The organism is Promicromonospora sp. NPDC050880 (assembly GCF_044456525.1).
Classification (GTDB): domain Bacteria; phylum Actinomycetota; class Actinomycetes; order Actinomycetales; family Cellulomonadaceae; genus Promicromonospora.
Genome location: NZ_JBITFV010000013.1, coordinates 15,619 through 38,057, shown reverse-complemented (window position 1 = coordinate 38,057; position 22,439 = coordinate 15,619). Strand labels below are relative to the sequence as shown.

Annotated in this window: 17 protein-coding genes; 5 read left to right on the top strand and 12 right to left on the bottom strand. The window is 73.5% G+C overall.

Features of this window, described 5'->3' with window-relative positions; all coding sequences use genetic code 11:
* The first annotated feature begins 52 nt into the window (after window positions 1–52).
* From ACIBBF_RS19110 to ACIBBF_RS19100, 3 genes are read left to right on the top strand one after another with little or no spacing between them, the layout of a single operon-like run.
* On the top strand, window positions 53–646 hold the full coding sequence (locus tag ACIBBF_RS19110; protein ID WP_397416390.1) for a GNAT family N-acetyltransferase: 594 nt from the start codon (window positions 53–55) through the stop codon (window positions 644–646).
* Between the two features lie 34 nt (window positions 647–680).
* Window positions 681–2,369, top strand: coding sequence for an AlkA N-terminal domain-containing protein (locus tag ACIBBF_RS19105; RefSeq protein ID WP_397416388.1), 1,689 nt, complete (start codon window positions 681–683; stop codon window positions 2,367–2,369).
* Window positions 2,370–2,424: 55 nt separating this feature from the next.
* Window positions 2,425–2,973 (top strand): methylated-DNA--[protein]-cysteine S-methyltransferase, encoded by a 549-nt coding sequence (locus tag ACIBBF_RS19100; RefSeq protein WP_397416386.1) that lies wholly within the window; start codon window positions 2,425–2,427, stop codon window positions 2,971–2,973.
* Between the two features lie 84 nt (window positions 2,974–3,057).
* Here the strand turns inward: ACIBBF_RS19100 and ACIBBF_RS19095 are convergent, their stop codons facing one another.
* The 3 genes from ACIBBF_RS19095 to ACIBBF_RS19085 all read right to left on the bottom strand — a co-directional run bounded on the left by ACIBBF_RS19095 (window position 3,058) and on the right by ACIBBF_RS19085 (window position 6,490).
* Window positions 3,058–3,987: a carbohydrate ABC transporter permease gene (locus ACIBBF_RS19095; protein ID WP_397416384.1), complete on the bottom strand. Its 930-nt coding sequence runs from the start codon at window positions 3,985–3,987 to the stop codon at window positions 3,058–3,060.
* Window positions 3,984–4,970, bottom strand: coding sequence for a carbohydrate ABC transporter permease (locus tag ACIBBF_RS19090; RefSeq protein ID WP_397416382.1), 987 nt, complete (start codon window positions 4,968–4,970; stop codon window positions 3,984–3,986). Before ACIBBF_RS19090 ends, ACIBBF_RS19095 begins: the two co-directional genes overlap by 4 nt.
* 122 nt (window positions 4,971–5,092) lie before the next feature.
* Window positions 5,093–6,490, bottom strand: coding sequence for an ABC transporter substrate-binding protein (locus tag ACIBBF_RS19085; RefSeq protein ID WP_397416380.1), 1,398 nt, complete (start codon window positions 6,488–6,490; stop codon window positions 5,093–5,095).
* A 277-nt stretch (window positions 6,491–6,767) separates the two neighbouring features.
* On the opposite strand from ACIBBF_RS19085, the gene map reads away from it, so the two are divergent.
* Complete coding sequence (map, locus tag ACIBBF_RS19080) at window positions 6,768–7,544, top strand: type I methionyl aminopeptidase (protein ID WP_397416378.1); 777 nt, start codon at window positions 6,768–6,770, stop codon at window positions 7,542–7,544.
* Window positions 7,545–7,556: 12 nt separating this feature from the next.
* On the opposite strand, the gene ACIBBF_RS19075 is transcribed toward map, so the two are convergent.
* From ACIBBF_RS19075 to ACIBBF_RS19045, 7 genes are all read right to left on the bottom strand, one after another.
* Window positions 7,557–8,375, bottom strand: coding sequence for an HAD family hydrolase (locus ACIBBF_RS19075; protein ID WP_397416376.1), 819 nt, complete (start codon window positions 8,373–8,375; stop codon window positions 7,557–7,559).
* 200 nt (window positions 8,376–8,575) lie between these two features.
* Window positions 8,576–9,379, bottom strand: coding sequence for an HAD family hydrolase (locus ACIBBF_RS19070; protein ID WP_397416373.1), 804 nt, complete (start codon window positions 9,377–9,379; stop codon window positions 8,576–8,578).
* Between the two features lie 115 nt (window positions 9,380–9,494).
* Window positions 9,495–10,766, bottom strand: coding sequence for a serine--tRNA ligase (serS, locus tag ACIBBF_RS19065; protein ID WP_397416371.1), 1,272 nt, complete (start codon window positions 10,764–10,766; stop codon window positions 9,495–9,497).
* A gap of 9 nt (window positions 10,767–10,775) precedes the next feature.
* On the bottom strand, window positions 10,776–15,092 hold the full coding sequence (locus tag ACIBBF_RS19060; protein ID WP_397416369.1) for a hypothetical protein: 4,317 nt from the start codon (window positions 15,090–15,092) through the stop codon (window positions 10,776–10,778).
* Between the two features lie 26 nt (window positions 15,093–15,118).
* A complete protein-coding gene (locus tag ACIBBF_RS19055) occupies window positions 15,119–16,237 on the bottom strand; it encodes a diacylglycerol/lipid kinase family protein (protein ID WP_397416367.1) in 1,119 nt (372 codons plus the stop codon).
* Between the two features lie 33 nt (window positions 16,238–16,270).
* Entirely contained in the window at window positions 16,271–17,068 is a 798-nt protein-coding gene (locus ACIBBF_RS19050; protein WP_142032120.1) for a glycosyltransferase, read from the bottom strand.
* Between the two features lie 195 nt (window positions 17,069–17,263).
* Window positions 17,264–18,088: a DUF5926 family protein gene (locus tag ACIBBF_RS19045; RefSeq protein WP_397416365.1), complete on the bottom strand. Its 825-nt coding sequence runs from the start codon at window positions 18,086–18,088 to the stop codon at window positions 17,264–17,266.
* Between the two features lie 77 nt (window positions 18,089–18,165).
* Here ACIBBF_RS19045 and ACIBBF_RS19040 point away from each other — a divergent pair, with 77 nt between their 5' ends.
* The gene (locus ACIBBF_RS19040) at window positions 18,166–19,704 is read left to right on the top strand and encodes a CoA transferase (RefSeq protein WP_397416363.1); all 1,539 of its coding nucleotides are present in this window, start codon (window positions 18,166–18,168) and stop codon (window positions 19,702–19,704) included.
* A gap of 37 nt (window positions 19,705–19,741) precedes the next feature.
* On the opposite strand, the gene ACIBBF_RS19035 is transcribed toward ACIBBF_RS19040, so the two are convergent.
* Entirely contained in the window at window positions 19,742–20,617 is an 876-nt protein-coding gene (locus tag ACIBBF_RS19035; RefSeq protein WP_397416360.1) for a hypothetical protein, read from the bottom strand.
* A gap of 248 nt (window positions 20,618–20,865) precedes the next feature.
* A complete protein-coding gene (locus ACIBBF_RS19030) occupies window positions 20,866–22,353 on the bottom strand; it encodes a hypothetical protein (protein WP_397416358.1) in 1,488 nt (495 codons plus the stop codon).
* Window positions 22,354–22,439 lie beyond the last annotated feature (86 nt).

Below are 22,439 nucleotides of genomic sequence, written 5' to 3'. Positions count from 1 at the left end.
CGGGCATGGGACGGGGCCGCGCGGGGGACCGGTTGTGTGGTCCGATGGCGCCATGCAGCACGATCTCCGCCTCTCCGCCCACGGAGTCCGCCTCGTCCCGCTGACGCGGGAGCACGCGCCCGCCCTGGCCGGGCTCGTCGACGACCGGCTCTGGGCCGGCATGACCATCCCGCTCCCGGACACCACCCCGGCGATGGAGGCGTTCGTGGACGCCGCCGTCGCGGCCCCCGACCACCTCGCGTTCGCGGTGCTCGGGCACGACGGCGAGGTACGCGGGTCCACCCGCTTCTACGAGCTCAACCCGGGGCAGCGCCGCGTCGAGATCGGCTCCACGTTCTACGGCCGCGACTGGTGGGCCGGGGTGACCAACCCGGCGTGCAAGCTGATGCTGCTGCGGCACGCCTTCGAGGACCTGGGGCTGCGCCGGGTCGCCCTGCGCTGCGACGCCCGCAACACCCGCTCCCGCGCCGCGATCCTCAAGCTGGGCGCCCAGGAGGAGGGCAGGCTGCGCGCACACCGCGTGGCACCCGACGGCTCCGAGGGCGACACCCTCTACTTCTCCATCCTGTCCGACGCGTGGCCCGAGGTCCGGGCCGGCCTCGACGCGCGGCTGACGGCGCTCACTGCCGTGTCCGAATCCCGCTAGCCGGGGCGTCCGGGCGGGGCGCAGGATGGGGGTCATGACCGACGTCGACACCCGCGATCCCGCGTTCGCCGAGCGCTACCGCGCCATCGCCGCGCGCGACTCCCGCTTCGACGGCCAGTTCTACACGGCGGTGCGCACCACCGGAATCTACTGCCGGCCCTCGTGCCCCGCCCGCACGCCCAAGGCGGAGAACGTGTCCTTCTACCTCACGTCGGCGGCGGCGCACGAGGCCGGCTTCCGCGCGTGCAAGCGGTGCCTGCCCGAGGCCGCCCCCGGCACACCCGCCTGGGACCTGCGGCGCGACCTTACGGGCCGCGCGATGCGCCTGGTCGCCGACGGCGTGGTGGACCGGGAGGGCGTGTCCGGGCTGGCCACGCGGCTGGGCTACTCGGAGCGGCAGCTCCACCGGCTGCTGGTGGGCGAGCTCGGCGCGGGGCCCCTGGCCCTGGCCCGGGCCCAGCGCGCGCAGACCGCGCGGGCCCTGCTGGTCGGCACGTCCCTGCGCCTGGCCGACGTCGCCTTCGCCGCCGGCTTCGGGTCGATCCGGCAGTTCAACGACACCGTGTCCGAGGTGTTCGGCACCACGCCGTCGGAGCTCCGTGCCCGCTCGCGCCGCCCCACCCCATCCCGGGGATCTGCTGCCACCCCTGGATCAGCCGCCGAGAGCGGTCGCCTGCCTCGAGATCGGTCAGCCGGGCGACCGATGTCGGGGCAAGCGACCGAACCTGCGGTGGGCGGCGCCGGCAGCGAGCCCGTGCGGATCTCGCTCACGCTGCCCGTTCGTGAACCCTTCGACGCGCGCGGTGTGCTGGAGTTTCTCGCGGTCCGTGCGATCGACGGGGTGGAGTCGGCCGACCTGGACAGCACCCTGCGGTACGCCCGCACCGTGCTGCTGCCGCACGGGCCCGGTGCGTTGGAGGTGCGGGTCCCGCACCCCGGCGCCGGGCGGGTGGAGCTGGACCTGGAGCTGGCCGACCTGGCGGACGCCCCGGTCGCGGTGGCCCGCGTGCGGCGGCTGCTCGACCTCGACGCCGACCCGGTCGCCGTCGACTCCGCGCTGGCCGCGGACCCGGTGCTCGCGCCGTCGGCCGCCGCGACACCCGGGGTCCGCGTGCCCGGCACGCTCGACCCCGCGGAGCTGCTGGTCCGCGCGATCGTGGGCCAGCAGATCAGCGTCGCCGCCGCGCGCACGCACCTGACGCGGCTCACGGTGGGCGCCGGGACGCCGTACGAGTCGGCGTTCACCGGGCTCACCCGGCTGTTCCCCACGCCGGGCCAGATCGCAGGCCCGCCCAGGGGCGACGAGGTGCGCGCCCGCACGACCACCGGAACCGGACCGGGCGGCGCAGCCGCTCCGAGCGCCGCCGAGACCTACCTCCGGCTGCCGGCCCGGACCCTGGCCACCGTGGTCGCGGCGACCCGGGACCTCGCGGACGGCACCCTGACCCTCAGCGTGGGCGACGACCCGGACGACCTGCGCCGACGCCTCGTCTCCCGGCCCGGGATCGGTCCGTGGACGGCCGGCTACGTGGCACTGCGGGTGCTCGGCGACCCGGACGTGCTCATGGACGGCGACGTCGCCCTGCTCGCCGGGGCGCGCGCCCTCGGCCTGGTGTCCGCGGCGGACCCCCGACCGCAGCAGTTCAAGGAGCTCGCCCGGCGCGGCGCGGCATGGGCGCCCTGGCGCTCGTACGCCGCCATGCATCTCTGGCGCTCCGCATGACCGGCCGGACCGACGCGGCACCGCGGGTCCGGCACCTCGAACGGAAGGTAGATCGATGGACGCGACAACCCTGACCACCCCCGACGGCCCGTTCAGCATCATCGTGTCGCCGGTCCCGGCGCCGGACGACGCCCTGGGGCCGGACCCCGCGGCCGTGCTCGCCGCGGGCTGGACCGACGACCTGGACTCGCTCCTCGCCCTGGTGCACCCCACGCTGCGGCCCGTGGACGGCAGCCGCCCGGCGCCGTCGTCGGCCACGGACGGCGTGCTCGCCGAGGCCGCGGACGCCGTCCGCGCCTACTACGACGGCGACCACGGGGCGCCCGGGCGGGTTCCGGTGCGCCAGGCGAGCGGGCCGTTCCGGACGCACGCGTGGGACGTGCTGCGCGAGGTGAAGGCGGGTGAGCGCCTGACCTACAGCGAGTACGCGGCACGTGCCGGGCGGCCCGCCGCGGTGCGCGCCGCGGCCGGGGCGTGCGCGATGAACGCCGCGGCGCTGTTCGTGCCGTGCCACCGCATCCTGCGCACGGACGGCTCGCTGGGCGGGTTCCGGTACGGCCTGCCGGTCAAGGAGGCCCTGCTGTCCCGCGAGTCGGCGGCCTAGGCACCACGAGGCCCGGGTCGCCCCGCTCCGACGTCGCTGGAGCGGGGCGGCCCGGGCCTCGTGGTGGCGGGCGGTACGGGAGGATCAGCCCTTGACCGCGCCCGCCAGGAGCCCGCGCACGAAGTAGCGCTGCAGCGACAGGAACACGATCAGCGGGACGATCAGCGAGATGAACGCGCCCGCGGACAGCACGTGCCAGTCACCGCCGCGGGAGCCCGCGAGCTCGGCCACGCGCACGGTGAGCGGGAACGTCCGCAGGTTGCCCATGACCAGGGCGACCAGCAGGTCGTTCCACACCCAGAGGAACTGGAAGATGCCGAAGGCCGCGATCGCCGGGGTGAGCAGCGGCAGCACCACCCGGAAGAACACCTGCACGTGCCCGGCGCCGTCCATGCGGGCCGCCTCGACCAGCGAGCTCGGGATGTCCTTCATGAAGTTGTGCAGCAGGAAGATCGCCAGCGGCAGGGCGAAGATCGAGTGCGACAGCCAGATGGCCCAGAACGTGCCGTTGATGCCGATGTCCACGTAGGCCGTGAGCAGGGGCACCAGCGTGATCTGGATGGGCACGATCTGCAGCGCGAACACCGCGATGAACAGGAAGTCGCGCCCCTTGAAGTCCACCCAGGCGAACCCGTAGGCGGCCAGCAGCGCGACCGTGATCGGGATGAACACCGCCGGCAGCGTGACCACGAACGAGTTGACGAAGTAGGTGGCCAGGTCGGTCGAGCCGTCGAACAGCGCCGTCTCGTAGTTGCGCAGCGAGAACACGCCCTCGCCCGCGAGGGCGTCGCCGAAGACCGTCCACCAGCCGCTCTGCCGCACGTCGAGCTCGGGCCGGAACGAGGTGACCAGCAGACCGACCGTCGGCACGGTCCACAGGACCGCGATGACGATGGCGAGCGTGCTCGCCCACGGGCTCGACAGCGCCTTGCGCGCCTTGCGGGCGCGGTTGCCCATGCCCGACGCCGACCGGGGCACCTCCGTCGCGGGGGCGTCTGCCTTCACGGTGCTCATCGGACCTCCTCCGACAGGCGCTGCTGGCGCACGTTGTAGATGATCACCGGGATGACGATGACGAACAGGATCACGGCCAGCGCGGCGCTCAGTCCGGCGTCACCCTGCCGGAACCGCTGGTTGTAGAACTCCAGGGCCACGATCGAGGTGCCGAAGTCGCCCGCCGTCATCGTGCGCACGATGTCGAAGGTCTTGAGCGTGGTCATCGCGATGGTGGTGAGCACCACGACCAGGGCGGGCCGGATGCTCGGGATCGTGATGCGCCAGAACATGCCGAACCCGGAGACGCCGTCGAGCCGCGCGGCCTCGGTGATGTCGTCGGGGATCGCCTTGATCGACGCCGACAGCAGCGTCATGGCGAAGCCCGCCTGGATCCAGATGAACACCACCATGATGAGGAACGTGTTCAGGGGGCGGCCGATCAGGAACTGCTGGGGCTCACCGCCGAGCCACACGATGAACTGGTTGAGCAGACCCGTCTGGTCCACGCCGGCGGGCTTGTACTCGTAGACGAACTTCCAGATGATCGAGGCACCCACCATCGAGATGGCCATCGGCAGGAACACGAGGCCCTTGGCGATGGACTCGAACCGGCTCTTGTCGACCAGGTAGGCGTACGCGAGACCGAAGAAGGTGGCCACCAGCGGCGCGACGAGCACCCACAGCGCGGTGTTGCCGAGCACCACGAGGAACTGTGGCTCGGTGAAGGCCCGCACGTAGTTGTCGAACCCCACGAACTCGGTGCTGTTGCGGTTCATGGCCGAGTTGATGATGGTCCGGATCGCCGGGTAGACCAGGCCGATCAGGAGCAGCAGCAGGGCCGCCCCCACGAAGCCGAAGCCGACGAACCAGCGGGCCGGGTTCCGTGGTCGGTCGACCACGAAGAGGATGATGCCCATGATCGCGACGAACAGCACGATCGCGATGAGCATCAGCAAGAACTTGTGCGTGGGATCGTCCCCCGCGTGCAACAGCCAATCCATGGCTCTCTCCTGTCGCTGTCCTGGTCCGGTCTCCCTTGACTGGGCCGGCCCCCAGCCTAGGACGGCGGAGGCGTGGGACTCGTGGTCCCACGCCTCCGCGCGTCATGCTCGAGGGCCGACCGTCAGTTCGACGGCCAGGAGTTCTCGATGGCGGTGGTGACTTCCTCGCTGCTCTGGTCGCTGGCGAACCACTCGATGATGCCGCTCCAGAACGTGTCCGTACCGACCGCGGCCGGCATCAGGTCGGACGCGTCGAACCGGGCCACCGTGGCCTCGTCGGCCAGGATCTCCGCGGAGAGCTTGTCGAAGTCCGTGGCCAGGAGCTCCGGGTCGAGACCCTTGTTGGCGCTCACCCAGCCGCCGGCCGGGGTGGCCGCCGCCTTGGCGTTGGCCCAGTCCGCGCTCGACAGGTAGGTCTGGAAGGCGACGACCTCGGGACGGTCGTCGAACGCGCCGATGAACTCGCCGGCCACCAGGGTCGGCTTCTCGTCCTCGGTCATGGCCGGCAGGTAGAAGGCGTAGACGTCGCCGTCGGGCGCCACCTCGGTGCCCTCGGGCCACTGCGTCGCGTAGAAGTTCGCGGCACGGTGCATCCAGCAGTTGCCGTCCAGAATCGGGTAGCCCGCGTCGGTCCAGGTCGCCGTGGCGATCGAGTCGACGCCGCCCAGGCCGCCGTTCACGTAGTCCGGGTTCTTGAGGATCTCGCCGGCGGCGTCCCACGCCTCGACGATCTGCGGGTCGTTGAAGGGGATCTCGTGGGTGTACCACTGGTCGTAGACGTCCGGGCCCGCGGTGCGGAGCACGGTGTCCTCGATCCAGTCGGTGCCCGGCCAGCCGGAGGCGTCACCGGACTCCACGCCCGCGCACCAGGGGCGCGTGGCGCCCTCGTTGTTCTCGGCGATGGTGGCGGTGAGCTCGAGCATCTCGTCCCAGGTGGTCGGCACCTCGTAGCCGGCCTCCTCGAACATGGAGGGCGAGTACCAGACGAACGACTTCACGTTGGAGCCCAGCGGCGCGGCGTAGAACGTGCCGTCGACCGTGCCGTACTCCTTCCACTCCGGGGCCCAGCCCTCGTCGACGTTCGCCTCGACCTGCTCGGGGGCCGGCAGGACGGCGTCGTAGTCGCGCACCAGGGACTGGAGCAGACCCGGCTGCGGCAGGATGGCGATGTCCGGCGGGTTGCCCGCCTGGACACGCGTCGGGAGCTGCGCCTCCATCTCGCGCGACGCCTCGTACTCGACCGTCACGCCGGTGCACTCCTCGAACGGCTCGTAGGACGCCGTCTGGGTCTCGGCCTCGGGCTCGACGATCGTCGTGTAGACGGTGACGGTCTTGCCGTCGAGGTCACCGAACTCGTCGAACGCGCTGCAGTCGATCTCGTAGCTGGCCGCCTCGCCGCCGCCACCACCGTCACCGCCGCCGTCATCGGTGTCGGCACACGCCGACAGGATCAGGGCCAGGCTCGCGCCGGTCGCCGCGACGGCGATCGCCCGGCGCTTGGAAGCCTTCCGGATAGTCATCTCGTGCTCCTCCACTGCTTCGTGGGCTCAGAACCCTCTGACATGCGGGTACGGCCCGGCAGACTGCCAGGTTGCCCTTCGTCAACGCAACCGTGGTTTACGATCCAATGCAAGCCCATACAGCACCGGCTTGCATTACGAAACCGTTTCAATCACCCGGGCCGCTCAAGCCGGGTGAATCCCCTGGTCGGCTCGGTGCAACGAATCGGCTGACCGTCGGCGGCGGGACGTAGGCTTGTGCCCGCCAGGACCCTGGTGCACCGACGGAAGGACGGACATGATCGAGCTGAGGACGCCGCGCGAGATCGAGGAGATGCGCCCGGCGGGACGCTTCGTCGCGGACGTGCTCCTCGCCGTCCGGGAGGCCGCCGGCGTGGGTGTGAACCTGCTCGAGCTCGACGAGGTCGCGCACAAGATGATCCGCGACCGCGGCGCGGAGTCGTGCTACATCGACTACCACCCGTCCTTCGGCGCCATGCCGTTCGGCAAGACCCTGTGCACCTCCGTGAACGACGCCGTGCTGCACGGCCTCCCGTACGACTACGCGCTGCAGGACGGTGACCTGCTGTCGATCGACTTCGCCGCGTCCGTCAACGGCTGGGTGTCCGACTCCGCGCTGTCGTTCGTGGTGGGCAACCCGGCGCCGGGCCGCGCCGAGGCCGACGCCACGCTGATCCGCACCACCGAGGTCGCACTCGAGGCCGGCATCGCCGCCGCGCGCCCGGGCAAGAAGATCGGCGACATCTCCGCCGCCATCGCCGAGGTCGCGCACGCCGCCGGGTACTCGATCAACACCGACTTCGGCGGGCACGGCGTGGGCCGCACCATGCACGGCGACCCGCACGTGCCGAACAACGGGCGCGCGGGCCGCGGGTTCCCGCTCAAGCCGGGCCTGGTCATCGCCGTCGAACCGTGGTTCCTGGAGACCACCGACGAGATCTTCACCGACCCCGACGGCTGGACGCTGCGCTCGGTGGACGGCTCGCGCGGCGCGCACTCGGAGCACACGATCGCCATCACGGACGGCGACCCGATCGTCCTCACGGCCCGCTGACGGCGGGGCTGGTCAGAGAAGGGTCTTCAGGGCCTGGATCACGCCGTGCTGCGTGATGTCGCCGACGGTCTCGTCGGCGATCGCCTTGACCTCGTCCGGCGCGTGCCCCATGGCGACCGACCGGGCGGCCCAGCTCAGCATCTCGATGTCGTTCAGGCCGTCGCCCACGGCCAGCGTGTTGTGCGCCGGGACGCCGAGCACCGTACGGACGCTCTCCAGCGACGTCGCCTTGCTGAGCCGGCGCGGCGTCACGTCGATCCAGTCGGGCCCGGCGGGGGTGGCGGTCACGCCGTGCCGGCGCAGCGCGTCCAGCAGGTCCAGCACGTGCGGGCCGCGGAGGATCGCACGCGAGGCGGGCAGCTCGCCCAGCTCCTCGGTGGTGACCGCCCGCTGCGCCCCGTTGACCTCGTGCGGTGCGAAGGGCCGGTTCACGCGGTAGCCGACGCCGATCTCCTCGACGCCGATCTGCACGTCCGGGAAGCGGCTGAGCGCCATCTGGGCCACCGGCCCGACGTCGAACGTCAGCACGTCCTCCAGCATGTAGCCGTTGGTGCAGGTGGCGCACAGCCGGGCCGTCACCGCACCGTTGGAGGCGACCACCCACCCGTCCGTGATGCCGAGCTCCCGGGCCACCGGCAGGATCCCCGTCAACGACCGTCCCGACGCGAGGACCACGTGGTGCTTGCGGCTGCGGACGAGCCGCACCGCCAGCACCGTCGGCTCGGGCACCCGCTGCCCGGTGACCAACAGGGTCCCGTCGATGTCGAGGGCGACCAGATGAGGCGCGTCGTTGCGCACTCGCATGGACACCGGTTGGTCGTCCAGGATCATCACGTACCCCCATGGCACCGTGAGCGCCGTCACCCTTCGACGGATCGCGCCCAAATGTACAGGCATCCGCCCGTGGTTCCATACCTTTGCACGAATAACTTTGACCTGCGTCGTGGACCCGCCGGTTTTTCTTGCCGCAGCCGAACCGTTATCTTCCCGGACCGCCCGGAGCGGCCCTCAGTGCGGCCCCGGACCGTCGCTCAGAGCAGGGAACGCAGCACCGCGACGGCGCCGTCGTCGTCGATCGAGCCCGTCACCTCGTCGGCCGCGGCCTTCACGGGGTCGGTCGCGTGGCCCATGGCCACGCCGCGCCCCGCCCAGCGCAGCATGTCGATGTCGTTGTTGCCGTCGCCCACCGCGACCGTGTCCTGCGGCGCCACGCCGAGCGCCGCACGCACCATCTCCAGGCCCGACGCCTTGGTCACGCCCTGTGGCGCGACGTCCATCCATGCGGACCAGCCGACGGCGTAGGTGACGTCGTCGAACCCGAGACGTGCGGCGATCTCGTGGAACTCCGCGCTGGTCTCGCCCGGGCTGCGCACCACCACGCGGGTGACCTGCCCCGCCCACAGGTCCTCGAAGTCGACCACGCGGTGCTCGCCGTCGAGCTCGCCCTCCGGGAAGAGCTCGGTCATCCGGAAGCCGATGCCGACGTCCTCGACCGCGTACCGCGCGTGGGGAAGCTCTTCCTTGAGCATGCGGAGCACCGGCTCCGGGTCGAAGGTCTCGACCCGTTCCAGCACGTAGCCCGTCTCGGCACGCGGGTCGAGGCGGGCCGTGACCGCGCCGTTCGACGCGACGATCCAGGACTCCTCGATCCCGAGCTTCGCCGCGACCGGCGTCATCGCGATGAGCGACCGGCCGGACGCCAGCACCACGTGGTGCCCGGCCTCCCGGACGGCGGCGACGGCGTCGCGCGCGGCGTCCGAGAGCACGTCGTCGTACGTGACGAGGGTGCCGTCGATGTCGAGGGCGATGAGCTTGGTTCCGGAGTCGCGAGCCACACCCGCACCCTACCGACCGACCTGTGAACACCAGCCGTCCGGGGCCGGGTGATCGGTGGAACGTCCGGTGATCGGCGGCGGGCGCCGCCGATCACCGCGCGCCGCGCGCCGCGCGTCACTTCGCGGGCTCGAGGACCTCCAGGCCGCCCAGGTACGGACGCAGCCCCTCCGGGACGTACACCGAGCCGTCGGCCTGCTGGTGGTTCTCGAGGATCGCCACGATCCAGCGGGTGGTGCCGAGCGTGCCGTTCAGCGTGGCGACGTTGCGGGTCGAGCCGTCCTCCGTGCGCTCGCGCACGCCCAGGCGGCGGGCCTGGAACGTGGTGCAGTTCGACGTCGAGGTGAGCTCCAGCCAGCGCTCCTGGGTGGGCAGCCAGGCCTCGCAGTCGAACTTGCGGGCCGCCGACGAGCCCAGGTCGCCCGCCGCCGTGTCGATGACACGGTAGGGCAGCTCGACCTTGGCCATCATGGCCTCCTCCCAGCCCAGCAGGCGCTGGTGCTCGGCCTCGGCGTCCTCGGGGGCGCAGTAGCTGAACATCTCGACCTTGTGGAACTGGTGCACGCGGATGATCCCGCGCGTGTCGCGGCCCGCCGAGCCGGCCTCACGGCGGTAGCAGGCGCTCCAGCCGGCGTAGCGCAGGGGGCCGTCCGCGAGGTCGACGATCTCGTCGCTGTGGTAGCCGGCGAGGGCCACCTCGGAGGTGCCGACCAGGTACAGGTCGTCCTTCTCCAGGCGGTAGATCTCGTCGGCGTGCGCGCCCAGGAAGCCCGTGCCCTGCATGGTCTCGGGCTTGACGAGGGTGGGCGTGATCATGGGCGTGAAGCCCTCCTGCACCGCCTGGTCCATCGCCATGTTCAGCAGCGCGAGCTCCAGCCGCGCGCCGATGCCGGTGAGGAAGTAGAACCGGGCGCCCGACACCTTCGCACCGCGCTTGGTGTCGATCGCGCGCAGGCCCTCGCCCAGCTCGAGGTGGTCCTTGGGCTCGAAGCCCTCGGCCGCGAAGTCGCGCCGCGTACCCACCTGCTTGAGCTCGATGTAGTCCTCCTCGCCACCGGCGGGAGCGCCCTCGATCACGTTCGCGATCGCGTACAGCACACGGTCGAGCTCCTGCTCCGCCTCCGCGGCGGCGGCCTGGTGGCTCTTGACGTCCTGCGCGAGCTGCTTGGTGTGCGCGAGCAGGGCCTGCTTCTCGTCCCCCTGGGTCTGCGCCACCTTCTTGCCCAGGGACTTCTGCTCCGCGCGCAGGTTCTCGAACTCCGCCAGGGAGGAGCGGCGACGGGCGTCGGCGTCCAGCGCCGCGTCCACGAGGTCGGGGTCGTCGCCGCGGGCCACCTGGCTCGCGCGGACGACGTCGGGGTTGTCGCGCAGAAGTCGGAGATCGATCACGGGTCGAGCCTATCGGGGCCGTGCCAGAGTTTTCGTGCGCAGCGCGACCATCGTGACCAGGGGCACGGCCGGGATGAGCGCGATCACCGCGATGCGCAGGCCGAAGTCGTTCACGAGCGAGCCCAGCACGGCCACCACCCACATCGCCACGAGCGCCGGCCGGAAGAACTCCCAGCGCTCCTGCGCACGCGTGTACCAGGCGGGCAGCCAGCGCTCGCGCCAGGCCACGGGGCCGAACAGGGCCAGGCCGACCACCACGAGCACCACGACCGTGACCCAGATCGCGGGCCCGCCGGTGATCGAGCCCAGCGCGTACATGGCCTTGCGCAGCACGGTGGACACGGCCTCGCCGGTGACCACCTGCTCGACGAACCGCCCGAGGTGCGATCGGGAGTCGGGCGGCCGCAACCAGTCGAGGATGCCCACGACGGCGACGACGCCCACGCCCGCAGCCGCGACACCCGTGAACCGCCAGAACGTGAGCCGTAGCCCGGAGGCGGCCGTGGCGACCACCACGAAGGCCGGCACGAGCACGAGCCCGCCCCCGAGGTCGGCGCCCAGGTTGGGCAGCACGTCGACGGCCATGGCGATGACGCCCACGACCGACACGGCGAGCGTCGCCAGGACCCGGCGGCCCCGCGTGACCAGGAGCTGGGCCAGCGCGGCCGCGAGCGCGATCGCCGCCACGGCGTAGACCGAGAACGTGGGGTTGCCGAACCCGTAGAAGCGCGCGCCGAACGTCGGCGCGGAACCGAGCGGGGCCGCACGGTTCAGGGGCGTCCCGAACAGGGCGTCGATCGTGAGCGCCACGAACGTGATGCCCGCGACCACCGCGGGTGCCGCCCAGAGGGGACGACGCGGCGCGAGCAGGCTCAGCCCCGTGACGGCCGCCGTCACCAGCACCGTGGCGCCCACGATCGCCAGCACGGGCAGGTCGAACCGCCACCAGCCGGTGAGGGACACCAGGAAGCCGCCGGCCGGGAGCGCGGTCAGCGCGGTGGCGCAGACCTCGGCCGCGCGCTGCCACCCGGACGGCACGTCCCCCAGGCCGCGCGCCCGGCGCCGGTACGGCACCCACCAGCACACGGCCGCGAGCGCGAGGCCCACCCAGAAGGGCACGTCCACCAGCCAGATGTACGCGTCACGACGCACGTGGTCCCGGGCGGTCATGTCCGCGAGCTCGTCGGCGGTGAGCCAGGCCGAGGCGGGCCGTTCCCCCGCGCGCACCAGCGGCGTCGGGTCGATCGCGGCGGGCCGGTCCACGCCGACGGCGTCGAGCACCGCGGCCGGGACGTCCATCAGCCGGGCCACGCCCTCCGTGCGGGTCGCCGTGCTGCCCAGGTAGCGGGGCAGGCCCTCGTTCGCCGCGGAAGGGCGCATCATGGCGAGCCCCAGCTCCAGCGCGTGCTCCGGCACGGTCGCGACGTCGATGACCAGCACGGTCGTGTCCGCGGGGGCGGCGTCCAGGACGCGCCACACGGCGAGGTCGACGTCGGAGACGAGGTCGGCGCGCAGCGCCTCCACCTGGTCCCGGCCGTCGGGCTGCTTCTCCAGCTCGGCGCGCTCCGTGACGTCCAGCAGGGCGGACCCGGCGTCCACGAACGTGATCGGGCAGTCCCACGCGCCCGACCCCTCGGCCACCGCGGTGTCGAGGTCGAAGTACCGGCCGACGCTGCCGTCGCGCCCGGCGAGCGCCACCGCGGCGCCCGGGCCGACCGCCGTCGTGCACTCGTCCGCCAGGGCCTCACCGAGGGTGCCGGGGTGGGCGGCGTAACCGGACCCGCGCTGCAGCTCGGTGAGGCGGTCCCACTGGTCGACGACGGCGGGGCTGTCGCCCCGCGCCGGCGTCACGGTGATGTCGTCGCAGATCCAGTGACGGTCGGCGTCGCGCTCGTCGGCGATCTCGGTGAGCCGGCCCGCCGAGAGGCTGAGCCAGCCGCTGTCCGGGCAGCGCGCCGCGCGGCCGTTGGGGAGCGTGAGGCCCGCGGCGTCGGCGCCGTCGGTGAGCATCCCGTACAGGGTCGGCGCGGGGGCCTGACCGGTGTCCGGGGACGGTTTCACGTCGGTCCAGCGCAGTCCCTCGGTGCCGATCACGACCAGGCTGCCGCCCGGCGGGACGATCGGCGCGGCCGTGGCGAGCGAGCCGGACTCCTCGCCGGCGGCGTCGGCCCCGGGCACCGGGAGCAGCGCGGCCGCGAACAGCAGGCTGAGCAGCAGCGCGCCGGACAGGCCCAGGACCGCCGACGGCACGCCACGCACGGGCGCGGCGGTGGCCGGCACCGCCGCACGACCGGGGGCCGGCGGAGCGGTCCCCGGTCCCGTCCGCGGCGCGGACAGCGGCAGCCAGCCACGCAGCAGGCGGACGCGGGCCACCAGCCCGGGCCGGGCCACGAGCAGGGCGACCAGCGCGAACGGCACGAGCAGGAGCAGTCCCCGCGGACGGTCACCCAGGAACGGCGCGGCGTCCACGCCCACCGTCACGAGCGCGACCACGGCCACCACGGCGACCGCCGTCGAGACCGGGCGCCCGGGCCGACGGCGGTCGCCGCCCCCGGCGGCCGCGCCTCCGGTCCGGCGCAGCACCGCCGCCGCGAGCCCGGCGGCGAGCACCAGGCCGGCCGCGGCGTAGAGCACGAAGGCCACGTCGGAGAACCCGTAGAATCGGTCGGCCGTCGCGAGGGACGGCCCCAGCAGGGACCTCTGCAGCAGCGTGAACCCGGTGATCCCGTCCACCGTGAACACCAGCCAGGTGACGCCCGCCGCCGCCAGGGCGTCGCGCCACGGCAGCGGGGGCAGCAGCCCCGCCAGGCCGCGCACGGTGAGCGCGACGACGACCGTGGCCACCGTCAGCGAGAGAGCCAGGCCGAACTCGGGCGCCGGCCACACCCACCACCGGCTGAGCGTCGCCAGGCTGGCCGCCGCCGGGGCCGAGACGGCGAGCAGCGCGGCACCGAGCGCGATGCGCCGGCGGTACGGGCCCGGCTCCCGGCGCGGCCGCCCCGTGCGACGGGGCAGGACCAGCACCAGGACCGCGGCCAGCAGGAACAGCACGATCGCGCCCGCGAAGGCCGGGACCTGCGCGGGGATCGTGTCGGCCAGCACGTTGATGTACTGGCGGTTCTCGACGGTCCGGGCGACCGTCGTGCGGCGGGGTTCACCCACCTCGATGGGCATGCCGTCGATCGTCTGCTGCTCGACGACGGGCGCCAGGCCGGGCTCCTCGGCCGCCGGGTCGGGGAGCGCGCCCCCGGCCTCGGCGGCGGTCGCCGTGAGGTCGGTGAGCTGGACGAACCCGGTGCTGCGCGACGCGTCGGAGGTCAGCCACCGCACGCGGGGGACGTCCACCACCCAGTCGACCACGACCTGGAGGCCCTGCTGCGTGAGCGGGGTGTCGGCGATGCCCGTGACGAGCACACGGGTGCCGGACGGCAGGCCGGTGCGCAGGGTGCTCAGCGTGTCGTCCAGGGCGTCGAGCGCCTCGGCGCGTTCCGGTCCCTCGGGCAGGCTCCCGGCGTCGATCACGGTCACCGGGCACTCGGCCAGGAGCTCGCCCCAGGCGGGACCGGGTGCGGCGGCCTCGCCGTCCGCCTGCTCGGCGCCGGCCCGCGCCGTGCCCTCGACCAGGGCGTCGAGCGACGGGACGTACCGGTCCACCGTCCCGTTCTCCCGGCCCAGCATCACGGCCGCGCCCGGCCCGACGGCCGTCGAGCAGGCGTCGGCCTCGTCCAGCAGGCCACCGAGAAGACCGGGGGCGGGGGCCTGCTCGGCGGCGTCGGCCTCGTCCTGCTCGTCGTCCGCGCGCTCCGGGAGCCCGGCCCAGCCGTCCACCGTCGCCGCGGCGGGCTCCCACCCGCCTGTACCCAGCGCCCGGGGCACCGGGGTGCACGACGTCGCCCCGCGCTCCTCGGGCGACCGCTCGTCCTGCTCGGCGTCCGGCGCGTCGGCGCGCTCGGCACTGCCGGCCGAGACCGTCCGGCTGCCCGCGGACAGCGTCAGCCAGGCGTCGAGGGGACACGTCGCGGGCGCCGCGGTGCGGACGTTGATGGACGCGACGGAGCCGCCGCCGATCATGTGCCAGAGGTTGGGTGTGGTGTTGCGCGACACGTCGGTCCAGCGCAGGCCCGCGACGCCGACCACCACCACGGGGGCGGCGGGCTCGGCCTTCTCGTCCGCCGCGAGGTCCGGCGCCGTCACGGAGACCGGCCCGGACACCGGCGCGGACACGGGTGCGGCCCACGCCGCCGACCCGCCCGGTCCCAGCACGGCCGCCATGAGCATGACCAGGAGTACGGGCACGGTCAGGGCTCGCGCGGAACGGGGATTCACCCGCCCAGGGTAAATGGCGCGCGGCGTCACGGTGCGCGGACGAGCAGCGCGCCCGCCTGCACGTGCACGTCGATCTCGACGGCGCGCCCGAGCGGGTCGCCGTCCACCTGGGCCTCCTCGCCCGCCGGGACGCGGATGCGGGCGCGCCGGGCCTTGGTGTGGTCGATGCGGCCGAGCTTCTCCGGCAGCTCGCTGCGCACTCCCACGCCCTGCATCGCGATCTCCAGCGTGAGCTGGGCCCAGCCGAACACCCCGCCGCGGACGTCGACGGCCGCGACGTCGAGCACGCCGTCGTCGAGCACGGCGTCGGGCAGCAGGGTCACGCCGCCCGGGAGCATGCCGCAGTTGCCGACCATGATCGAGCGGGCGCGGGCCTCCACGGGTGCGCTGTCGTCGAGCTGGAGGGTGGCGCGCATGCGCCGGGCCTGCATGTGCGACAGCCCGGCCACGAAGTAGGCCACCCAGCCCACGCGCTTCTTCAGGCCGGCGTCGGCACTGGCGACCATCGCCGCGTCGAAGCCCAGCCCGGCGATGACGAGGAAGATGTGCCGGCGCTCGGTGTCGGGCTCGTGGTCCGGCTGGTTGGGGTGGTCGCCGTTGCGGGGCTCGTCGGCGAACTCGGTCACGCGCAGCCAGCCGACGTCGATGGCCCGGGTGCGGCCGTGCACGATCATGTCGAGCGCCTCGTCCACACCCGTCAGCGGGAGCTCCAGGTTGCGCGCCAGGAGGTTGCCCGTGCCGACCGGGAGCACGCCCATCGGCGTGCCCGAGTCGACCATCGTCTCGGCGACGGCCCGCACGGTCCCGTCGCCGCCCGCCGCGACCACGATGTCGGCGCCGTCCGCCAGGGCGCGGCGGGCCGGACCCTGCCCCGGGTCGTCCACCGTGGTCTCGTACCAGAGCGGCTCGGCCAGGCCGTGGGCGTTGCAGTACGCGCGGACCTGGACCTGGAGGCCCGCAGCACCCTGCTTCGACGGGTTCACGACCACCGCCAGCCGGGGCGCCGCGTCCGCGCTCTGCGCCACCGCGCGGCGGGGACCACGACGGCGCATCCGGGCCTGCTGCGTCCAGACCACGGCGGCCACGGAGAGCGCCAGCACCGCGATGGCGATCGCGACGATCCCGAGCCAGGCCTGCCACTCCATGGGCTCAGAGTACGGGGCTGTCCTGGGGGTCGATCAGCTGCGGACGTTCGAGCCCGCGTGCCGCACCGCGTCCACCGCGCCACGCATCTTGCGCGCGTTCACGGCCAGCAGGACGTCGCGGTACTGGGCGGCACGGTGGATCTGGCCCTTGAGATCGTTCGCGGAGGCCCGGTGCTTGAGGTCGCACGGCACCTCGACGGCGACGTACCCCTTGCGCAGCAGGTCGATCGTCATGCCCGTCTCGACACCCCAGCCGCGCGCGAGCGGGGTGGCCGCCTCGAACGCCTCGCGGGTCAGGCAGCGCATGCCGGACAACGGCTGCGACGGGCTCCAGCCCGTCATCGCCTCGATCGCCCGTCGCGAGGCGCCCACCACGACGCCACGGCCGCCGGCACCCGCCTGCTTGGGCAGCAGCGCGATCGCCAGGTCGGCCACGCCCTCGCGGACGGGCCGGACGAGCGGTGCGGTGTTGACCGCGGTGTCGCCGAGGTCGCCGTCGATGAACATGAGGAGACGCGGCGGGCGCCCGTCGGCGTCACGCATCGCGACCACCGCCGCACCCGTCTCCATCGCGGCGGCCTTGCCGCGGTTGTGGGAGTGGCGCACGACGACGGCGCCGGCGGCACGCGCGACATGCTGCGTGTCGTCCTCGGAGCCGTCGTCGACCACCAGCACGAGGTCGACGTGCGGGATCGCGCGCGCGGAGCGCACGGTAGCCGCAATGCGCTCGGCCTCGTCCTTGGCGGGGATGATCGCCGCCACCCGCTGGACGTTCTTGCCTGCCTGTGCATTGCCGGGACGCGTGGTCTTCGCGACCGGGAGAGCGTTCACACCTGTCCTGCCTGAAGCGTCGATTTGCCGTGGTGGGTGTTCGGATAGTCCTTTGCTTGGTGAGTGCAAAGGTTTACCCCTGGAATCCTACTCCCTTGGTCCGCTAGTTGCCGAAACCTGGATCGCTCGTGGCGATCCGCGGTGACTGCCGACGCGTTCCGAGCCGCTCGCGCACGACCGGCCGGGGTGTCCGGTCTAGCGCAGGGTGACCTGCCGGGAGACGATACCTGCTCTTGCGCGTCGCTCGTTCGCATCAAGCGGCTCCTTGGTGGAAAGTGCTTTCGCGAGCTTCTCGCCGAGCTCGGCCAGGGGCCCCTCGAGGTCCTCCGCCTGCGTGCCCTTCGGCAGCTCCCAGACGGGGACCACCAGCCCGGACGCGCGAAACGCTCCCACGAACCTTCCACCCGCCAGCCCTGACTCGCGCTTTGCGTGCAGCCGGGAGATCGCGTCGATCACGTCGTCCTCCGGTTCGGGGCGCGCCCAGCGCAGGAACTCGCGGGTCATGCTGCACCAGTAGGCCGACTCGACCGACGCCACCTTCACCGTGGGGATCGCGCCGTCGGCGGCGTCCTCCAGGTTCTGCTTGAGCTCGGGCGTCACGTCGGCGCTCGGGTCGAGCCAGTAGTCGAACGACTCGTGCACCGTGACCTCGAACGGCACGCTCAGGTCCAGCACGTCCTGCAGGCGCGGACCCTCGCCCGGCAGCGCACCCGACTCCACGGCGGTGCCCGGCTCGAGCTCGATCGCCTCCAGCAGCGCGGCGGCCAGGTCGCGGCTCACGTCGCCCGAACCCACGATGCCCTGCACGGCCAGCAGGATCGTGCCGTCCGCACGGTGCAGCGCCGTCCACGCACCCGGCAGGAGCGTCACGATCGTCACGTCGCGGGCGCCGTACTCAGCGGTGGTGCGGGCCGTCGCAGTGGCCGACGGGACGATCTCGCGCATCGCCACCCAGTCGGTCTCGCCGGGGAGGCCCTCGAAGGGCCGGAGCACGAAGTCGGAGGAGGGGTTCTTGGCCATGCGGCGAGTGTATCCGCGCACCTGGTCCCAGATCTGTCGGGCCGGTGATGTTTCCCGGGCAGGGCGATGATGAGGTCGTGGAACCCTGGCTCGCCGCCCACCTGCCCGTGCTCGACCTGGCGCTCGACGCGGTCCGGGCGGTGGAGCACGCGACCCAGCGCGCGGGTGGGAGCGGCGGGGCCGGCGCCGCCGGCGGACGAGCCGCCACCCGGGCGGTGCACGCCGAGCCCGACGCCCGGCGCGTCGCGGCCGCCTTCGCCTCCGACCGGTTGTTCGCGCTCGACGGCCGGCCCGTGGCGGGGTTCGCGGAGCTGTCCGGCTTCTTCCGGACGGCGGACGGCTGGGTGCGCACCCACGCCAACTACCCGCACCACCGGGCCCGGCTGACCGCCCTGGCCGGCCTGCCGGACGACGTCGGCCGGACCGCGTTCGCACAGCGCCTCGCCGAGCTCTCGGCGCACGACCTGGAGGACGGCGCGGCCGCGGCCGGCGCGATCGTGACGCGGGTGCGCACCGAGCAGGAGTGGCGGGAGTCGGAGCCAGGGCGCGCCGCGGCGTCGGGCCCGCTGGTGCGGGTCACGCCCGCGAGCGGCCCGGGCGACGCGGCCCGGTCCCTCGCGCGGCGCGTGCGGGCCGGCGGGTTACCGGCGGACCGGAGCGGGGCGGCGTCCGCGGCCGGCGGGACGGCCGCGGGCGGGATCGGGGGCGGGATCGGCGGCGGGATCGGCGGCGCTGGGAAGGGCGGCGGCGCGACGGGCGGCGGCGCGGCACCCCTGAGCGGCGTCCGCGTGCTCGACCTGACCCGGGTGATCGCCGGCCCGGTCGCGACCCGTACGCTCGCGCTGCTCGGCGCCGACGTGCTGCGCGTGGACCCGCCCGACCCCGCGGAGATCCCGTGGCAGCACCTCGACACCGGGCAGGGCAAGCGCAGCACGGTGCTGGACCTGCGCGACGGGGCCGGCCTCCGCACCGCACAGGAGCTGCTCGACGCCGCCGACGTGCTGGTGACCGGCTACCGCCCCGGTGCCGTGGAGGCGCTCGGGCTCCGGGTACCGCCCGGCGTCGTGACGGGGCGTGTCTCCGCGTGGGGCGACACCGGGCCGTGGGCGGGCCGGCGCGGCTTCGACTCGATCGTGCAGGCGGCGAGCGGCATCGCCCTGCTGGAGGGGCACGACGGCGTACCCGGGGCGCTGCCCGCCCAGGCGCTCGACCACGCCTCGGGGTACCTGCTCGCGGCGGGGATCGTCGATGCGCTCACGCTCCGGGACGGCGGGGGCGACGGGGCTGCGGGCCGCGGGACTCCGGACGACGGCGGCCCGGGCCGCGGGACTCCGGACGACGGCGGCCCGGGCCGCGGGCGCCCGGACGACGGGGCTGCGGGCCGCAGGGCCGGCGACGGCCTCGGCCGGGACGTGTCGGTCTCGCTCGCGCGCACCGCGACCTGGCTGCTGGACCTGCCGGGCCGGGACCCGCTGCACCCACCCGCAGCGACACCGGACGGCCCGACCGTGACCCATGCCGGCGTGACCACCGCACGCCCGGCACTCCCGGGCTATGCCGACTACCCGCACCCGGCTCACGCGTGGTCCACGGACCCGCCCACCTGGCCCGGCTGACCCTTCTCCGGCAGCAGGCTCCCGTGCTGAGGTCCGTTCAGGCGCGGGAGCGGCCGCGGCGGGCCAGCACGAGCGCGCCGGCGCCGCCCACCACGAGCGCTCCGGCAGCCGCCGTCAGGGTGGCGGCCTCGGCGCCGGTCAGGGCGAGCTTGATCGGGGCGTCGAGGGTGGCCTCGGCGAGCGCGGACGCATCCTGCTCGATGCCCTCGGCGCGCTCCGGCACGTACGAGGTGAGCTCGGCCCCGGCGGTGTCGGCCGACGTCGGGCCCTCCCACTGCTGGCCGGGCGCCTGGACGGCCACCGGCTCGGACGTGGCCATCGCCGTGGGCACCGCATCCGTCGTGGCGGTCTGCGTGACCGTCCGGGTCTGGGTCTGCTCCTCGACGACCGGGGCGGTGGCGGGCACGCTCTGCACCGGCTTGACGACCTCGGGCTCGGGCTTCGGGGCGGGCGCCGGGGCGGCCTCCTCGGCAGCCTCGACGTACTCCCGGACCGCCTCGCGCACCCGCTCGCGGTCCTGCTCGTCCCAGCCGCCGTGCTTCCAGCCGTCCTGCTGACCGTCCTGCTGGGTCTGGCTGCCCTGCTCCCAGCCCGCCTGCTGGGTCTGGTCGGCGTCCCGGCCGCAGTTGCCCTGGGAGCCGTACCGCGGCACGTCGTAGTTCGGCTCGGTGTAGCTGGCGGGCTCGTACGAGCGCGGGGCCTCGTGGGACTGGCGGCCGCGGTCGTACCCGGAGTGACCGTCGTAGCCCGACGAGTGGCCGTCGTAGCCGCCGTGACCGTGGTGGCCGCCCCCGTCGTGCGCCATCGCCGGGCTGGCGACGGCCGTCGCGGCAGTGGCGAGCGCGATCGTCGCCACGACACGGGTGGCCGTGGACTTGGCGGCGGACGAAGGCTTGACGGCGGCGTGCTTCATGAGAGCTGCTCCAGCTGGTCGGCTACAACGGCCCGGATCCCGGGGGCCGCGACGACGCTACCCGATCTCCCTTCGGTGAAAAAGGGGCACTTACGAAAAAGCCGATGCAACGGTAACGATTGGATAACAACGGCGTTATCGATGGAACCTCCTCAAAGCGCCGAAAAACGCAAACAGGGTGGAGTGCCGATGGCACTCCACCCCGTTGCGTCAAGTCCGAAGAGGCTGGGGTCCTCTTGGGTTTCAGGTCAGGAAAGGCCGCCCAGCAGCCCGCCCGTCAGACCGCTCACGGCACCGCCGGTCAGGCCGTCCACGGTGTCCGTGACGCCACCGACGGTGTCGGTCACGGCGCCACCGGCGACACCCTTGACGGTGCTGCCCACGGTGTCCACGACAGGCTTGGCCACGCCGTCCACGACGACGTCCTTCACGACGGGCTTGGCGACACCCTCGACGACGACGTCCTCGACCAGCGGCTTCGCGACGCTGTCCACGACGGTGTCCTTGACGACCGGCTTCACGACGTTGTCGACCACGCCGTCCTTGACCACGCCACCGACGACGCCGTCGAGCACGACGTCCCCGACGACCGGCTTGGCGACGTGGTTCACGACGCCCGGCACGACGTCGCCGGTCACGGTGCCCACGGCACCAGGCACGACGGAGCCCGTCGCGGTGCCCACGGTCGAGGTGACGCCCGGCAGGACGCTGCCCTGCACGGAGCCCACGGCGCCCGGCACGACCTCGGTCACGGCCGGCTTCACGACGCCGTCCACGGCGACGTCACCCACGACCGTCTCCACCGCGCCGGCGGCCGGCGTGGTGACCTTGGCGACCACACCGGGCACGCTCGCGACGACGCCCGGGACGTTCGACACGACGCTGTTGACGACGCCACCCACGCCACCGAGCACGCCCGGCAGGTTGGCGGTGAGGCCGGCGACCGGAGCGGTCACGCCGCCCAGGACGTTCGGCAGGTTGCGGATCACGTCGGCCACGGTGGCCGGGACGCCGTCGACCACCTCGGTCGCGGTGCCCGTCACGCCGGCCACGGTGCCCGTGGCGCCGGTCACGACGTCGCCCGAGGCCACGCCGCCGACGACGCCGGAGACAGCGCCCGTCGCGGTGTTGAGGGCGCCGCCGGCCACGCCGTTCACGACGTCGCCCTGCAGCACGCCGCCGGCCACGCCGTTCACGACGCCGGTGGCCGTGCCCACGGCGCCGGTGGCGGTGCCCACGACGCCGCCGCCGAGCACGGTCTGCAGCGCCGACTGGGCGGTGCCGGTCACGCCGGCGGCGGTACCCGTCACGCCGGACAGGGCGGAGCCGCTGGTGACACCGCGCACGACGTCGGAGACGACCTGCGGGGCGGCACCCTGGACGGCGCCGGACACGAACTGCGCCGGCTTGTAGTTCGGGGCGAGCGCCGTGGTGGGCGCGATGGAGGCGGGGAGCTGCTTGGTCACGGCGTCCGCCGCGGGGACGGCGGCCGTGAGCTCGCTGAGGTCGACCGAGGTCGACGAGAGGGCCGGCAGGCCCTGCGTGAGGCCCTCGGCCGTGGTACCGAGGTCACCAAGGGAGTCCAGCGGCGAGGCCTCGGCGGCCATGGCCGGGGCGGCCATGCTCGTGGCCGCGGTTGCGATGGCGACGGTCGCGATGGTCCGCGCGCCCGCCGATGCGGTCTTCTTCTTGGGTGCTGCGTGCTTCAAAAGGTGCTCCAGCATCTCGTTGCGCATAAGCGCTTCGGTCCTTGAGCCACCGAACTTAGTCTTCACCCCCGGGTGAATAAAATCACCCTCATCACGATTCGATAACGATGGGT

Bases quoted from the DNA above. Each gene is read 5' to 3' on its own strand.
- ACIBBF_RS19110 (WP_397416390.1), top strand. From the start codon at position 53: ATGCAGCACGATCTCCGCCTCTCCGCCCACGGAGTCCGCCTCGTCCCG.
- ACIBBF_RS19105 (WP_397416388.1), top strand. From the start codon at position 681: ATGACCGACGTCGACACCCGCGATCCCGCGTTCGCCGAGCGCTACCGC.
- ACIBBF_RS19100 (WP_397416386.1), top strand. From the start codon at position 2,425: ATGGACGCGACAACCCTGACCACCCCCGACGGCCCGTTCAGCATCATC.
- ACIBBF_RS19095 (WP_397416384.1), bottom strand. From the start codon at position 3,987: ATGAGCACCGTGAAGGCAGACGCCCCCGCGACGGAGGTGCCCCGGTCG.
- ACIBBF_RS19090 (WP_397416382.1), bottom strand. From the start codon at position 4,970: ATGGATTGGCTGTTGCACGCGGGGGACGATCCCACGCACAAGTTCTTG.
- ACIBBF_RS19085 (WP_397416380.1), bottom strand. From the start codon at position 6,490: ATGACTATCCGGAAGGCTTCCAAGCGCCGGGCGATCGCCGTCGCGGCG.
- map (WP_397416378.1), top strand. From the start codon at position 6,768: ATGATCGAGCTGAGGACGCCGCGCGAGATCGAGGAGATGCGCCCGGCG.
- ACIBBF_RS19075 (WP_397416376.1), bottom strand. From the start codon at position 8,375: ATGATCCTGGACGACCAACCGGTGTCCATGCGAGTGCGCAACGACGCG.
- ACIBBF_RS19055 (WP_397416367.1), bottom strand. From the start codon at position 16,237: ATGGAGTGGCAGGCCTGGCTCGGGATCGTCGCGATCGCCATCGCGGTG.
- ACIBBF_RS19045 (WP_397416365.1), bottom strand. From the start codon at position 18,088: ATGGCCAAGAACCCCTCCTCCGACTTCGTGCTCCGGCCCTTCGAGGGC.
- ACIBBF_RS19035 (WP_397416360.1), bottom strand. From the start codon at position 20,617: ATGAAGCACGCCGCCGTCAAGCCTTCGTCCGCCGCCAAGTCCACGGCC.
- ACIBBF_RS19030 (WP_397416358.1), bottom strand. From the start codon at position 22,353: ATGCGCAACGAGATGCTGGAGCACCTTTTGAAGCACGCAGCACCCAAG.